This window comes from Pseudoalteromonas distincta, from assembly GCF_005877035.1.
In the GTDB taxonomy this organism is placed as follows: Bacteria; Pseudomonadota; Gammaproteobacteria; order Enterobacterales; family Alteromonadaceae; genus Pseudoalteromonas; species Pseudoalteromonas distincta.
Genome location: NZ_CP040558.1, coordinates 545,306 through 560,922, shown reverse-complemented (window position 1 = coordinate 560,922; position 15,617 = coordinate 545,306). Strand labels below are relative to the sequence as shown.

At 39.5% G+C, this 15,617-nt stretch carries 12 protein-coding genes and 1 tRNA gene; 5 read left to right on the top strand and 8 right to left on the bottom strand.

Translation table 11 applies throughout. The annotated features are described in order from the left end of the window. The first annotated feature begins 72 nt into the window (after nt 1-72). Both FFU37_RS02500 and FFU37_RS02495 read left to right on the top strand, forming a co-directional pair. Nucleotides 73-723, top strand: a complete 651-nt coding sequence (locus tag FFU37_RS02500) for a TetR/AcrR family transcriptional regulator (RefSeq protein ID WP_039484933.1) — start codon at nt 73-75, stop codon at nt 721-723. A gap of 485 nt (nt 724-1,208) precedes the next feature. Beyond that, nucleotides 1,209-3,875 (top strand): ATP-binding protein, encoded by a 2,667-nt coding sequence (locus FFU37_RS02495; protein ID WP_138488635.1) that lies wholly within the window; start codon nt 1,209-1,211, stop codon nt 3,873-3,875. A 73-nt stretch (nt 3,876-3,948) separates the two neighbouring features. Here the strand turns inward: FFU37_RS02495 and rimI are convergent, their stop codons facing one another. The 5 genes from rimI to guaB form a co-directional block, all read right to left on the bottom strand. Further along, nucleotides 3,949-4,416 (bottom strand): ribosomal protein S18-alanine N-acetyltransferase, encoded by a 468-nt coding sequence (gene rimI, locus FFU37_RS02490; protein WP_002958780.1) that lies wholly within the window; start codon nt 4,414-4,416, stop codon nt 3,949-3,951. Continuing rightward, nucleotides 4,403-4,708 carry a hypothetical protein gene (locus FFU37_RS02485; protein WP_138488634.1) on the bottom strand — a complete coding sequence of 102 codons (306 nt, stop codon included), beginning with the start codon at nt 4,706-4,708 and terminating at the stop codon, nt 4,403-4,405. The genes rimI and FFU37_RS02485 overlap by 14 nt, the downstream gene beginning before the upstream one ends. 64 nt (nt 4,709-4,772) lie before the next feature. Continuing rightward, nucleotides 4,773-4,849 (bottom strand) — tRNA-Trp (locus tag FFU37_RS02480). Between the two features lie 155 nt (nt 4,850-5,004). Beyond that, nucleotides 5,005-6,582 (bottom strand): glutamine-hydrolyzing GMP synthase, encoded by a 1,578-nt coding sequence (guaA, locus tag FFU37_RS02475; RefSeq protein WP_002958782.1) that lies wholly within the window; start codon nt 6,580-6,582, stop codon nt 5,005-5,007. Nucleotides 6,583-6,684: 102 nt separating this feature from the next. Continuing rightward, nucleotides 6,685-8,154, bottom strand: a complete 1,470-nt coding sequence (guaB, locus tag FFU37_RS02470; protein ID WP_002958783.1) for an IMP dehydrogenase — start codon at nt 8,152-8,154, stop codon at nt 6,685-6,687. Between the two features lie 135 nt (nt 8,155-8,289). On the opposite strand from guaB, the gene xseA reads away from it, so the two are divergent. Then, entirely contained in the window at nt 8,290-9,621 is a 1,332-nt protein-coding gene (gene xseA / locus FFU37_RS02465) for an exodeoxyribonuclease VII large subunit (RefSeq protein ID WP_138488633.1), read from the top strand. On the opposite strand, the gene FFU37_RS02460 is transcribed toward xseA, so the two are convergent. Continuing rightward, nucleotides 9,618-10,298 (bottom strand): hypothetical protein, encoded by a 681-nt coding sequence (locus tag FFU37_RS02460; protein ID WP_138488632.1) that lies wholly within the window; start codon nt 10,296-10,298, stop codon nt 9,618-9,620. The two genes, xseA and FFU37_RS02460, sit on opposite strands and share 4 nt — an antisense overlap. A gap of 35 nt (nt 10,299-10,333) precedes the next feature. Further along, on the bottom strand, nt 10,334-11,152 hold the full coding sequence (cysE, locus tag FFU37_RS02455) for a serine O-acetyltransferase (RefSeq protein ID WP_002958786.1): 819 nt from the start codon (nt 11,150-11,152) through the stop codon (nt 10,334-10,336). A 559-nt stretch (nt 11,153-11,711) separates the two neighbouring features. Here cysE and FFU37_RS02450 point away from each other — a divergent pair. Beyond that, complete coding sequence (locus FFU37_RS02450) at nt 11,712-12,119, top strand: hypothetical protein (protein ID WP_175413915.1); 408 nt, start codon at nt 11,712-11,714, stop codon at nt 12,117-12,119. Nucleotides 12,120-12,123: 4 nt separating this feature from the next. After that, on the top strand, nt 12,124-12,444 hold the full coding sequence (locus tag FFU37_RS02445; RefSeq protein ID WP_010553167.1) for a helix-turn-helix transcriptional regulator: 321 nt from the start codon (nt 12,124-12,126) through the stop codon (nt 12,442-12,444). Between the two features lie 112 nt (nt 12,445-12,556). On the opposite strand, the gene FFU37_RS02440 is transcribed toward FFU37_RS02445, so the two are convergent. Next, a complete protein-coding gene (locus FFU37_RS02440) occupies nt 12,557-15,439 on the bottom strand; it encodes a M16 family metallopeptidase (RefSeq protein WP_138488630.1) in 2,883 nt (960 codons plus the stop codon). Between the last annotated feature and the right edge of the window lie 178 nt (nt 15,440-15,617).

The window sequence follows — 15,617 nt, the reverse complement described above, 5'->3', positions numbered from 1 at the left end:
AGCTTAAATTGAACTGTACCGCTCGGTTTGGTATGCTATTCGTAATTTAATATCATGTCAAGGTGAAATGTAATGACAAAAGAGCTTACTAATTCCCAAAGCACTACGCCTCCTAGTGAGCTAGAGCTTGGCGCAAAAGCAAGGACAGTATTACAAGCAGCTCGTAAAATATTTTTAACTCATGGGTTTAACGGTGCGACTACTGATATGATCCAACGTGAAGCAGGGGTATCAAAATCGACGGTTTACGCTCACTTTGCAAATAAAGAAACATTATTTTTAGCAGTCATAAAAAGTGAATGCGAAGTATTTACGGCTTCAATTCATAATATTACTTTTAAACCGGGCAACTTAACTGAAAACTTACGCCGCTTAGGGTATGCCTACTTACAAGTCGCCTTGGCGGAATCTGCAATGGCGCTATACCGCGTCGTAATAGCTGAAGCTCCCCGCTTTCCTGCTCTTGGTCATATGTTTTACAACTCAGGTCCGCTTGTAGTTAAAGGTAAAGTTTCTAAGTACTTAACAGATGCAGTCGCTTCAAACGAGCTTAACTTTGAAACTATTAGCATTGAAGAAGCTACCGATGTATTTGTTGCGTTAATGCGCAGCGAACTGCATTTGTTATATCTAACTCATCCGGATAAACCAATAACTAAAGATGCGATTGATCGATGGGTTGAAATAACCATCGACTTTTTAGTACGCTCATACGGCTGTTAAATATGTAATTATTTAATAGGTAATAACATTATTACGAATGCGTATTTCTTACACGTGTTCGTTTTAAACAAACACTCAAAATCATCGTATTAAACCTTGCTATGCCTTCTCAGCCTCACAGCCTTATTTCACCTATGCATCAATATATAAACTCGTGGCAGTAAATCGACTATGGAGAGCAGCTTGGCAAAAATATAAAAGCATGTGGAGTGTTTTGTGTGCAAATTTCGCTCTACAATAGATGCTTCCCAATTTGGCAATAAATTCGTAACTTTAAAAAATGTAAAACTATGTAAGTTTTTTAAACACTGAATTGATATTATTCAGTGTAATTTGTTAAATTTAAATAACTTAAACATAAAAAAAAGAGCTAAAGATCATGCAACTAATGATTGTAATTTAGCCACCAAGACCGCTATAAGCTTGTGTAATCAGGTCGTAACGCATATTATTGGCAGATTGCATGGAGGATAAGTCGTTTGGTCATGAAAACCAGTAAGTTAAGTATAAGATTATTATGGTACATAACACCTCTTGTTATTCTACCACTGCTATTTTTAGGTGGCTTTACGCTCACCAATGTCACTAATTCAACACAAAAACAAGCTGATTTAATAATGAGCCGTTTTGTTGAGCAACAACAGCAAAAAATATTCAACTATATCGACTCTTTTCACTCTACTGCAAAACTACTTTCAAATTCGCCAGTACTTAGTGACTTTTTAGCAAACGATATTAGCGCCAACGGTAATTACACCCGAAAACTTGGCGCGCTTATGGATGTATTTGCCAGTTACAGCGAAGCTTATCCAGATATAATTAGCATTAATTTAGTTTCAGCAAGTGGGAAAAGTGATGCCTACTACTCTAATAACCTAACAACAGCGCCCAAAAGCTATCCATTTTTTAATCGAGTATTGCAAAGTAATTTAAGTACACAGCAATTTATGATTCAAAAGGACGATGGCACCACGAGCTTATATTTCATTCAACGAATTGACAGCGTTGATTACTACTTGAAACGTCCACAGCAGCTTGGTTTTATTGTAATACATATAGAGCCTTCAATACTCAACTCCAGTATTTTAGAAGCGCCATATAACAACACACTTAATTTAATGTTGACCAAAGACGGGAAAATTTTATTTAGCTCCGACTACAACATGCGCGGCCAATACATAAGCGAATATGAACTTAACCAAGTACACGATCTTGCCGATATAGGCATGCTTTCTACCATTGAACTCTCAAGCATAGATAAAATAGAGCGCATGATTTTTGCCGTACAAATGCCCGGTGGATATTATTACGTTTCAACCATTCCCAAAGGTGTGCTTTATCAATCTGGTAAAGCCATAAGCTTAATAACAGGCTTAATTGTTATTATTTCGATAATCACCCTGCCAATATTAATTTTTATAGTGGTACGTAATTTATTACTTAATCCAATTGAATTACTAGGTGCTGCAAGCCATCGTGTTGGTGATGGCGATTTGTCGGTGCACTTACCAGCTCATACAAATGACGAAGTGGGTGTTTTGTTTAACGACTTTAACCACATGGTTAATCAAATTAGACACTACCAGCAGCAGCTTGAAGAATATAAACATCACCTTGAAGATAAAGTAGAAAGTCGTACTAAAGCACTTGAAGCCATGAACAGCCAACTAGAGCTTGCAATTGGCCAAGCCGAGCAAGCTAATCAGCTTAAAAGTCGTTTTTTAGCTAATATGAGTCACGAAATACGAACGCCACTTACGGCTATTATGGGCTTTACAGAGCAATTACTCCACAACGACAAAGTAGCCAACGACAAACAACATCTAAGCACTATTTTACGTAATTCAAAACACTTACTAGAGTTAATAAATAACATACTCGACTTATCTAAAATTGAAGCTGAAAAGCTAGCTGTCGATTTGTCTGCGTTAAACGTAGTGCAGCTTGTGCATGACATTGAATCAATTATTCAACCACTGGCACAAGAAAAACAATTAACCCTTAATATTGATTACCAACTGCCGCTACCACGCACCATTTATAGTGATGTGACCCGCTTAAAACAAATACTTATAAATATTGCAAATAACGCTGTTAAATTTACCGAAAATGGCAGTGTGTCTGTTTGCGTGCATTATTTACAAGCAAGTCAAAAGCTAGAATTTGTAATTAAAGATACCGGCATTGGGATGTCTGAGCATCAAATAGAGCGTGTGTTTAAACCGTTTGAGCAAGCCGATGCCACAACCACACGTCGTTTTGGTGGTACAGGTCTTGGGTTGTGTATTTCTAAAAATTTAGCACTGTTACTTGGTGGCGATGTAACGCTTGAAAGTGAAGTTGGCGTTGGTAGCCGCTTTACAATTAGGGTGTCGTGTCAGTTATCTGATGATCAACCAATGCTTGAGTTTTTAACGCAAGAAAGCCAGTTAATACCAGAGAAAGACCCTCTCTTATCGTTTGCGACCAATAACTTTGAGGCTAATATTTTAGTCGCAGAGGATAACCCTGATAACCAACTATTAATTAAATTATTACTTCAAACTTGGGGCCTTGAACCCGATATTGCTAGTAATGGCGCACAAGCTGTAGAAATGGCACTCGTTAACGACTATCAGCTTATTATAATGGATATGCAAATGCCTGTAATGGGCGGATTAGAAGCGACTAAAATGCTTCGTCATGCAGCATACGATGGCCCCATTATTGCCCTTACTGCTAACGTAATGAATCACGATATAGGCACTTACCTAGAAGCAGGCTGCAACAAAGCACTCGCTAAACCCATTGATAAAGATGCTCTGGAAAATGTACTCGTAAGCTACCTACATCTTGAAAAGGATAATCAAAATAAGTGGGACAGCTTATTAAAAAGCGAAAAGTTTCAGCAAATTACTGATAACTATTTAGCCAACTTACCTACTTATTTAGAAGAAGTTAAAACTCTGAAACATTGTAATGACTGGGAAGCATTAAGAAGTATAGCGCACAGTATTAAAGGTAGTTCTGGGTGCTTTAATTTTGATGAAATTTATCACAGCGCTGCGGCACTTGAAGAAAATTTAAAAAGTAACAATAAAGTGCCAAGAGACGAGCTGGTAAATAAATTAATAGCAGCCATTGAGCAAGCAATTAGTGGCAAAGTAACCTAAAAGAAAATTTACAAAATAGTACAAGTTCGGTGCGTTAGCGCTCTATGCTTAAAACGCTAATCACCGACTTTAATTATGAAAAGTTTAAACCTAATGCCATGCCCATTAAAATAGCGTCTTCAAAGCCATTTTTGGCCGGATTATCACTTGGATAGTAGTTTTTACGCACTGACATCTCTGTAAAGCCAGCGTTCTCGTATAGCGCAATAGCCCGCGTATTAGATTCGCGTACTTCTAAAAAGAGGTTTTCAGCATTTTGCTGTTCACCATATTCAATAAACTGGGCTAACAACTGCCTTGCAATACCCTTACCCTGGTGGCTTGGTGTTACACAAATATCCATAAGCGTAAAATCAGGCCCTGCTTTTTCACCAATATAAAAACCAATCATGCTCACCTCATCAAATGCGGCAACATTAAAATAGCGCCCGCCTATACATGAACTCATTGTATTTAAAGTCCACGGATGGCTATGACATGCTGTTTCGATGGCCATTAATTGAGGTATTGCAGTTTCATCTACTGATTTAAAGTTTATCAAGGTGTTCACTCATTAAAGCCCATAAAGCGCGCTTCTCAGAGGCGTTGAGCTGTGGGGTTGGCAATGTAAGCTGATTGTCGTTTAATTGCATCTCACTACCCTGTACAACGCTATTTATAATAATAGCCCCTGCACTGAGCTTAATGTCTGCAAATAGTTGCTCATTTATCGTTAAAGAACTAGCTGTCGTGCTTTGCGATAAAGTATCTGCTTGGTCATTTGCTTGAGAACAATAATGCTGATTGAGTTCAAGATTTTCTATATCAAAAATAGCTGCGTAACGTGGATGCATAACAACTCAGTAGATTAGACATTTGAACAATATAAGAAGTAATAAAAACGATGTAAAGAAGAAATGGCAGGGGCGGAGAGATTCGAACTCCCAACCATCGGTTTTGGAGACCGCTGTTCTACCAATTGGAACTACGCCCCTGCAATGACGACGAATTATAGAGAAGTTTCGCCAAAGGTAAAGAGAAAAATCACTCTTTTAGTTTAACTGCTTTTTAAATAAACAAAACGGCGAATTAGCATGCTAATCCACCGTTTTTTAATCACTTAAAATTAGTTAATTAAAACTAAAATTAATTATTCCCATTCGATAGTTGCAGGTGGTTTACCTGAAATATCGTAAACTACACGAGAAATACCATCTATTTCGTTAATGATACGGTTTGAAACCACACCTAAAAACTCATATGGTAAATGTGACCAGCGTGCTGTCATAAAGTCGATTGTTTCTACACAACGAAGTGATACAACCCAATCGTACTTACGTGCATCGCCCATAACCCCTACCGATTTAACTGGTAAGAATACAGTAAACGCTTGGCTTACTTTATGGTAAAGCTCAGCTTTGTGTAGCTCTTCGATGAAAATCGCATCTGCGCGGCGTAGTAAATCACAGTACTCTTTTTTGATTTCGCCAAGTACACGTACACCTAAACCTGGTCCAGGGAAAGGATGACGGTAAAGCATGTCGTACGGTAAACCTAGCTCTAGACCAATTTTACGTACTTCATCTTTGAATAATTCACGCAATGGCTCAACAAGGCCCATTTTCATGTCATCTGGTAATCCGCCCACATTGTGGTGCGATTTAATAACATGCGCTTTACCTGTGGCAGATGCCGCAGATTCAATAACGTCAGGGTAAATTGTACCTTGTGCTAACCATTTCGCATTTTTAAGCTTTTTGGCTTGCTCATCAAATACATTAATAAACGTGTGACCAATGGCTTTACGTTTATCTTCTGGGTCTGATTTACCAGCTAAATCATTTAAAAACTGCTCTTCAGCTTCAACTTTAACAATGTTTAAGCCAAATTTATTACCAAACATGTCCATCACTTGCTGACCTTCGTTTAAACGAAGTAAACCATTATCAACAAATACACATGTTAGCTTTGCGCCAATTGCACGGTGAATAAGCATAGCCACAACTGATGAATCAACACCACCAGAGAGACCTAAAATAACTTCGTCATCACCTACAGTTTCTTTAATACGCTCAATAGCATCATCAATGATTTTTGCAGGAGTCCATAATTTTTCACAGCCACAAATATCAATAGCGAAACGCTCAAGCAAACGTAACCCCTGATGAGTATGCGTTACTTCTGGGTGAAATTGTACGCCGTAAAAACGCTTTTCTTCGTTAGACATTGCAGCATGTGGACAAGTAGATGTTTTAGCTGTTGTTGTAAAATCAGCTGGAATGTCCATTACTTTATCGCCATGACTCATCCATACGTCAAGTATGCCGTTGCCGCCATCAGTAATATGGTCTTCAATTGCATCAAATAATGCACAGCTGCCTACTTTTTCAACTTGTGCGTAGCCAAACTCTTTTTTATCAGAGCTGTGTACACTTCCACCAAGTTGAGCTGCCATTGTTTGCATACCGTAGCAAATACCTAGCACAGGCACGCCTGCATTAAATACATACTCAGGAGCGCGCGGGCTGTTTTCAAGTGTTGTTGATTCTGGACCACCAGAAAGAATAATACCTTGTGGGTTGAACTCGCGGATTTGCTCTTCAGTCACATCCCATGCCCAAAGTTCACAGTAAACACCAATTTCACGCACACGACGGGCGATTAATTGAGTGTATTGTGAACCAAAGTCTAAAATGAGAATTCGTGAATCGTGAATATCTTTGCTCATGGAGTATCTCGTAAAGTCTGATGCTAAATGCCGTTTGTTAATGTAAACGACTAAAAAGAGGGCTTGCAAAGCAAGCCCAGTATATTAAATTAATTACGCTGCTTAACCTAAGCGGTAATTTGGTGCTTCTTTAGTGATTTGCACATCATGAACGTGCGACTCACCCATACCCGCTGAAGTAACACGTACAAATTGTGGTTTTGTATTAAGCTCTTCAATTGTTGCACAACCCGTTAAGCCCATAGCACTACGTAAGCCACCTACTTGCTGATGAATAATCGTTGCAATAGGACCTTTGTAAGCTACGCGACCTTCAATACCTTCAGGTACTAACTTGTCAGCTTCATTTGATTTTTGGAAGTAACGATCTGATGAACCTTCTTTTTGATCCATCGCGCCCAATGAGCCCATACCACGGTAAGATTTGTAATAACGGCCTTGGTACAATTCAACTTCACCTGGTGCTTCTTCTGTACCAGCAAGAAGAGAACCCACCATTACACACGATGCACCCGCAACAAGTGCTTTAACAATATCACCAGAAAAACGAATGCCACCATCAGCAATAACAGGAATGTCGCGACCTTTTAAGCCTTCAACAGCATCTGAAATAGCGGTAATTTGTGGAACGCCACAACCGGTAACAATACGTGTAGTACAGATAGAACCAGGGCCGATACCTACTTTAACTGCATCCGCTCCGGCATCAGCTAGTGCAATCGCACCTTCAGCTGTTGCAATGTTACCTGCAATAATTTGTAAGTCTGGGTACTCTTTGCGAGTTTTAGTAACACGGTCAATAACGCCTTGAGAGTGACCATGCGATGTATCGATAAGTAAAACATCAATACCCGCTTCTACTAATGCAGCAATGCGCTCATCAGTACCTGCGCCAACACTTACAGCAGCACCTACACGTAAACGACCTTGGTCATCTTTACATGCGTCAGGTTTGTCTTGGGCTTTTTGGTAATCTTTTACTGTGATCATGCCTTTGAGTTTAAATTCATCATCAACAACTAAGATTTTTTCAATGCGGTGTTCGTGCATTAAGCCTAAAATCTCTTCGCGTGCTGCGCCCTCTTTAACGGTAACAAGCTTTTCTTTTTTAGTCATAACGGTAGAAACAGGCTGTTCAAGCTTAGTTTCAAAACGCATATCACGACTAGTAACAATGCCTACAAGCACATTATTGCTGTCGGTAACCGGAAAGCCTGAAAAACCTTTTTCGTGCGAAAGCTCAATTGCATCTGCAATTGTTAAATCGGCAGTAACCGTTACAGGGTATGAAACAATACCTGCTTCGTAGGTTTTAACTTTACGTACGTTTTTCGCTTGTTCTTCAATAGTCATGTTTTTATGAATAAAACCAAGACCACCTTCTTGCGCAAGGGCAATAGCTAAACGAGCTTCTGTAACAGTATCCATAGATGCTGAAATAAGCGGCAAGTTAAGTTTGATACCACGCGTTAAGCGAGTTGAAATATTTGCCGTGTGTGGCAAAACAGTAGAATGACCAGGTACTAAAAGTACGTCATCAAAGGTAAGAGCTTCTTTAGCGATTCTAAGCATTTTGGCAACTTCTCACATGTGGATCTAAGATAAGGAATTGCGGCCAAATTTTAACAGCGTTGTTGGCATGAGTAAATAATATTTCGCAAATATTTATGATAAAGTAGTGCAATAAATAGTTTTAGGTTGTTTTTTATGTTTTCGAAGCCTTCGCAGACGGTTTACACCGTGTCGCGCCTTAATAGAGAAATTCGCACAATCCTTGAGCAAGGTTTTGCATCTTTAGTGCTCACGGGCGAAATTTCTAACTTTATTACCCCTGCATCCGGCCATTGGTACTTTTCGTTAAAAGACGATAAAGCACAAATTAAAGCCGCTATGTGGCGTGGGAATAATCGCAACCAAAGCTATCGCCCTGCAAATGGCGCGCAAGTTACAGTAAAAGCGCGTGTATCACTTTATGAACCTCGCGGTGACTACCAGCTTATTGTTGAGCATATGGAACCGGCCGGCGAAGGTCAGCTAAAACAAGAATTCGATGCGCTTAAAATGCGTTTGGCCGCCGAAGGATTATTTAGCTCTGCGTATAAAAAACCACTTCCGCAAAATATTAATCGTATTGGTGTTATTACCTCAGCAACCGGCGCTGCTATAAAAGATATTTTAACGGTACTTAAACGCCGTGCGCCGCAGTTAGAAGTAATCATTTACCCTGCTATGGTACAAGGCAAAGAAGCACACCTACATTTAATTAATCAAATTGAATTAGCTAATGCTCGTGATGAAGTAGACGTACTTATTTTAGGACGAGGCGGCGGATCACTTGAAGATTTATGGTGCTTTAATCACGAACAGCTCGCACGGGCTATTTTTGAAAGTGAATTACCTATAGTAAGTGCAGTAGGCCATGAAATAGATACAACCATTAGCGATTACGTTGCTGATGTTCGTGCAGCAACTCCATCAGCCGCAGCTGAGCTTGTAAGCCCAAATACGCAAGAGTTACACAACAAAGTAACACAATTAGTTAATCGTTTATCTAACGCGTTTAAGCACGGTATTGCCGATAAACGCGCATTAGCAACGCAGTTACAACACCGCCTTAATTTGTGTCATCCGCGTAATCAGCTGAGTCAAAAATCACAACGTTTGGATGAGCTAAGCATTGCGCTGCAACAAGCTATGCGTAATCGTTTATACCAACAAGAACGCACACTCAATAACTTAACGCCGCGTTTGATGCGCCAATCACCTGATAAAAAACTCACTTCAGCAAGCCATCAACTCTCGCAATTACAAGCTAGGCTACACCAAGCTATACAGCATCAGTTACAACAAGCGAATAATAGCTTAGCACTGCAAGCAAGCAGGTTAGACTCGGTAAGTCCGCTTAATGTTTTAGCGCGCGGTTATAGCATCACTAAAACACCGCAAGGGAAAGTAGTTAAATCTGTGGGGCAAATTAAAACAGGCGATGTTTTAGTTACAGAGCTCGTTGATGGCTCTATAGAATCACAAATTATTTAAAGCTCTGTACTTAGCAACATTTTAAGTTCGCTATCGCTCGATGTGGAGGTAGTGCTTTTAAATTGTTGCCAAAACTCTTGTTCCATCAACTTATCGTTTAGCTCTCGCCATTGAGCATTACCAAATGTGTCGTTATCAGTGGGAGCGGCAAGTTCAAATTCACATACTGTTTTTTTACATTTTGCACTAACAACGTCAGGAATAATTGATAAATCAGCTGTTAATAAAAAATCTTGTAATGCCATTTCAGTACGATAAGCCCATTCTTCGTCGCGCGTTTGATTTTCAAATTTATCACGTAAAATCTGCTCAAAATCTGAAGGGCTCCTCATTTTCTTTAAAACACTTTTGAGCGCCGCTTTCTGTTCGGCGAGTTGCAGCTTAAGCTGAGTCACTTGCTCTTCTAAAGGTAGTTCAGAAAGCATTTGGGTTTCTGAATTGGTTGCAGGCGAGACTTCAGCGGGCTCTATACTAGCGACTTGCTCAGGTACTGCAGAGTCTGCATTACTTAATACCTCATTACTTTGTTGTTCAGTATGAAGCTTTTGCTGTTTTTCATAACTTGGCTGCGACTTAACAGATTCTGGATGACTTGAAGCTGCGTTAAAGTAGCTCCAAGTTAAACCTACACCCGCAATAAACCCAATCCCTAGAGCCAATAAACTATTCTTGTTCATGTTAATTCCTTTTAAGTTTTATTATTTTTAATTACTTATAACATTGCACTCGTGTGCGATTCGTTTTCAGGCTCAGGATTTGCTAAAAAATTTTGGTTCATACTTTGCGCCGGACACTCACAATCCGGTCGACCAATAATTTTAGCGGGTACGCCAACAGCGGTTGTGTGTGGTGGAACATTGCTAAGTACAACTGAGCCCGCACCAATTCGTGCGCCCTCACCTACTTCAATATTACCCAGTACTTTAGCGCCGGCGCCAATTAATACGCCCGCTCTAATTTTGGGATGACGATCGCCCTGCTCATTGCCTGTACCGCCAAGCGTTACAGATTGCAAAATTGATACGTTATCTTCAATTACCGCTGTTTCACCAATAACAATACCGGTTGCGTGGTCAAACATAATGCCTTTACCCACTTTACATGCAGGGTGAATATCGACCCCAAACACTTCAGAGTTACGGCTTTGAATAAAGCGCGCTAGCTCTTTGCGGTTTTGTTGCCACAAGCAATTAGCCAAACGGTGCGCCTGAATCGCATGAAAACCTTTTAGATTTAATATAACCGTAAGATAGGTTTCTGATGCAGGGTCGCGGTCTTTTACCGCTTTAATATCCTCAGCAACAAAAGATAGCATACGGTCACATTTTACAAATGCTTGGTCAAACAGCTCTCGGATAGTGAATGCAGATACCACCGCATCAGCCAACTTATTGGCAACAATAAAGCTCAATGCCGAACCTAAACAATCATGATTTAAAACACATGAATAAACATGACTTGCTAATAATGGTTCACGTTTTACTACATCGTTAGCTTCGTCGCGAAGCTGTTGCCAAATTGCATGACGCATAATACTGCACTGCCTTAAGTTGATATAAAATAGCCTTTTCCCAAGTCTAACGGATTTAGCCATCAAGGTGTTAATCCCTTAGTTATTTGTTCTGGTTATTAGATATAACTAGGGACGATTAACTCTTTGTTGCCTACACGGATGTAGGTAAGAGGCGTGAGCAATACGCGGAAGCTTTGTTCGGTTTTTACTTATTCTTACAGGGATGTAAGTCAGTAGAATAACGCAGGAGCAGTTATCGAGCCCACTAGGTTACAAACCTCGCGCCGCGATTAAATCTCCCTTGGATTGAACAAATTTCAATCCACAGAGTTCAACACGCCCTAGCACCCAGAAATGATATTTTAAATACGTACCCATTCTTTAGATTAAGTTATACGACAGTAGCTAAAATGACCAATGCATACTTAAAATATAATAAATTAATAAAAATCAGTAGTTAACAACATATGACAGTTATCCTGTCATATGTCAAAATACACACTGGCGTACAGCTGACGGCGTAAATAACAAAAACAAACGCTAAATTAGCATCATCAACTCAACAAGGATAACGATGATGAAAAACGATATATTAAATACAAAAAAATTAGGTTACAAATTTTACTTTCAAGATGGCGACAATCAAATAGCCTGTTTTGGCAGCTACTTTACAGGCAAAGAAGAAATCTACGTCAACGACGATTTAGTTAGTAGTAAGCGTAGCGTTGGTAGAAAAAGCACGCATACATTTGAATTTAACGAACATAACTACCAAGTTAAATATCACATGCTAAATATTATCACTGGCAAGCTTGAATGTACTTTTTTTAAAAATAATGAGCAAATAAAGCAGCAAGAACAAACTGTACTTCCTTTTATTAAAGATCCGAAAAGAGCCGTCCTCTTTTTTTCTGCCTGTGTACTTGCCGGATACTTAGGTGGGTATTCAACCTTTGCGCTAATTGACTTAGTGGTAGGTAAATAAACGCATGCAACTTAACCCTAAAACAATAAAAGAACTTAGGCAGCAATTTAATTGGACGCAACAGCAACTTGCCGATGCCTGCGATGTAAGCTTACGTACCGTTCAGCGTGTAGAAAAAGAAGGTGCGGCATCAAAAGAAACCACAATGGCTTTATGCGCAGTATTTGAAGTGCGCCAAGGCGAGCTCATAAAATTGGACGACTTAGAAGAAGATGAAACGGTTAAAGCCCAATCAACGCAAAAGTTTATTGTAGCTATTGCTATAAGCTCTTTAATTAGCTTTACACTCGGAGTTGGCTGTATGCTATTAATAACTAGCTTATGATATTAGTAACAAGCCTATGCTTTCGCTTAAAGTATTAATATAAAAATGCCCCAGAGCTTTAAGCACTGGGGCATTTTTTATACATTTAAAGATAGTTTAAAAACTGCTTAAATTATTGAAATACTTTATCGACTTTCATCACTTCAATATTTTTTGCAGGAATTGCTAATTTATAATCAGCAATTACTTTATCCTCAGCAACCAACTCAGCAGGTTTATTAGTGTTGTAAATCATTGGCGATGTTTGCTGCGATGCTAAACGTTTTTGCATATCAGCGCCGTCACCAGTAATAAATACATAGTGAACATTGTCTGTTTGTAAGTTTTCTTTAATAACGCGATTAACATCAGCAAGCGTTAGCGTTTTAAGTTTATTAGTTACGTAACTTACAAAGCTATCAATGTTGTAAAATTCGCTATCAAGCGCGTAACCTAATTGGCGATTTTGACTTGCAACCATTTGCGGCACAAAGTTAATTAAAAAGTTACGCGTAGCTTCAAAGTCGTCTTCGCTCATACCATTTTTAATTAGCTTATCTAGCTCAAACAAAGCGGTACGTGTTGCAAAGTGCGCATCGTTATTAGAGCGAAGTGGGCGTAACCACACTTGAAATATTTGCTCTGAGCGCCCTAGGTTTGCATCTGGCTTGGTTTGAAACATACCACGTGGAAAGTATTCAATGTATGCGTAATCGCCATAGTTCATGCCGCGAGTTTCACGAATGCGCTCATATAAAAAGCTGTTAGAACTACGGTGCTCACCAAAGTACGAACGCACAAGCCAAAGGGCTGTCCAGTCTTCGCTACTTCTAATTGTATCAATAGGGAAACCAAACGATACCGCCGTCGATTGCGCTGACTTTTCTACAATAGTTGCATGATGACCTTTAAGCGCTGGCGCATCAGGAATACTTAAACGGCTTTGCTCACCCTTTGGTAGCGTTGCAAAATCGCTCATCATTTTAGCTCTAAGGTTTGCAGGCACAGCCCCAATTAAGCCAACCGTGAGTTTAGATTGCGTAAGCTCGCTGTTATAAAACGCTTTAACATCATCTAGTGTCAACGCTTCTAAATCCGAAATATCACCGTAGTTGTAACTTTCGTAAGGGTGATTTTTGTAAAGTGCACTGTATAGCACTTCTTTACCTAGCTCTTCATCGTTAGATGCTTTTAAGCCTGATTTAATACCATCGATCATTTCTTTTTTAAGGCGTTTAAAGTCATCGTCTCTAAAGCCTGGGTTTAATAATTGATCGCTCACAAGTGAATACCACTGCGCTGCATTGTCTTTATGAATGCGCCCTTGGAACGACAGCATTTCTTTATCTATTTGATAGCCAAAGCTACCCGCAAGCGGATAAAGTGCTTTTTGAATATCTTTATAGCTTGTCGCCTCTGAGCCACCTTGTGCAAGCATAGCCGCAGTGAGTGCAGCAACACCTTTTTTACCTTGTGGGTCGGCAGCCGCGCCGGTATTGAATAAAAAGTTAACATCGATTAATGGCGAGCTATTGGTTTTATCAAGTACTTTAAATGCAGGCTTCGCAGGTGCTTGTTCAAGCTTTGCAGTAAGCGCATTTAAATTAACTTCTTGCTCAAAACCTGGGGCTTTATCAAGTGCCGACATTGTTAATGTGGTACGTGCGTTATCAGTAAAGTATTTATTAGCAACGGCTTTGATATCTGCGCTGGTGATGTTATCTGCCGATTTATACAGCTGGTTTATAACCTCAGGATCGCGCTCAAAATGCATGTAGCTGGCAAGGGTTGATGCAATCGCTTGCGACGAATCTAAGCCATTAATAAAGCTGTATTTAAGATTCGATTTTAAATCACTGAGCTTTTGCTCATCAACAAGCTCAGTGCGTGCTTTTGCATAAGTTCGATTAATGGCATCGCGCGCAGTGGCTAAATCGTCTGCGTTTTCTACTTTAACAAATACGTGTAATAAACCCGGATCTTTAGTCTCTGGGTTATAGGTAAACATTTGGCTGGCAATTTGTTTGTCGACCACTAGCTCTTGATATAAATCTGAATTACTTGAAAAATAAAGCTGTGAGATTAAATCTAGTGCCGCTCTGTCTTTTTTAGCAGGCTCCCACGCAGCGCCTTTGTAAGATACAAGTAACCAATGCCCTGGTAGCGCTTCATCTTGCTGGTGCAAATATTTTGGTGCTTGTTGAACAGGTTCTGCTTTAATGTCAGCAACATAGTTACCCTTTTTCCAGCTGCCCCAATGCTTTTTAACCATTGCCATTGTTGCTTGTGGGTCTACATCGCCCACAATAACAAGTGACACATACTCAGGTTTATAAAATTTAGCAAAAAACTCTTTCCCGTACGCCATTTGATCTGGCATGGCTTCTATGTCTTTAAAAAAGCCCATAGTGGTGTGTTTATACGTGTGCTTATCAAACGCTTCTTCGCGTACAGCGCTTAATAATTTACGAATTGGACTCGCGTTGTTTTTTAAGTACTCACCTTTTACCGTTTGTGCTTCGGTTCTAAATTGCTCTTCGGTGTAAGTTAAGTTTTGAAAAATATCAGCTTCAAGCTCAAGTACTTTATCAAGATGCTGCTTTGAAAAGTTTAAATGGTAATTTGTGTAATCGTTTGTTGTATAAGCGCGGTTATCAACACCTGAATTTTTTAATATGTCTGAGTACACATCTTCAGGGTATTTTTGTGAGCCTTTAAACATCATGTGTTCAAAAAAGTGAGCAAAGCCTGTTTTACCCTCTTCAACTTCGTTACGCGATCCAACCGATACCGGAATTTGCAGCGATACGACATCAGGGTAATCGGTTTTAACAACCATGACACGTAAGCCGTTTTCTAGCTCTTCAATTAAGTAATCTTGTGAAAAAACACGGTCATCAGCTTTATTTACTTGTTCTTGTTGTGCTGTTGTTTGCGTGCTTTGGTTTTGTTGCATGGCGCAACCTGTTAACGCCAGCGATACCGCTAAGCTGGTTGCTAATAATTTAAATTTCATTGTTGTCCCTTTTTAAATTGAGCAAATTTGTTGTCAGATTTAACTCTTTAATTATGCCCCAAAGCCAATAAATATAAGAGCCCCAAGGGAATTTATTATGTAAACAACTGTGTCAATTATAAATAATGGGAACAAGCACTATGAATAAACATCATGTTAATTGAAAAACTTTCATTAA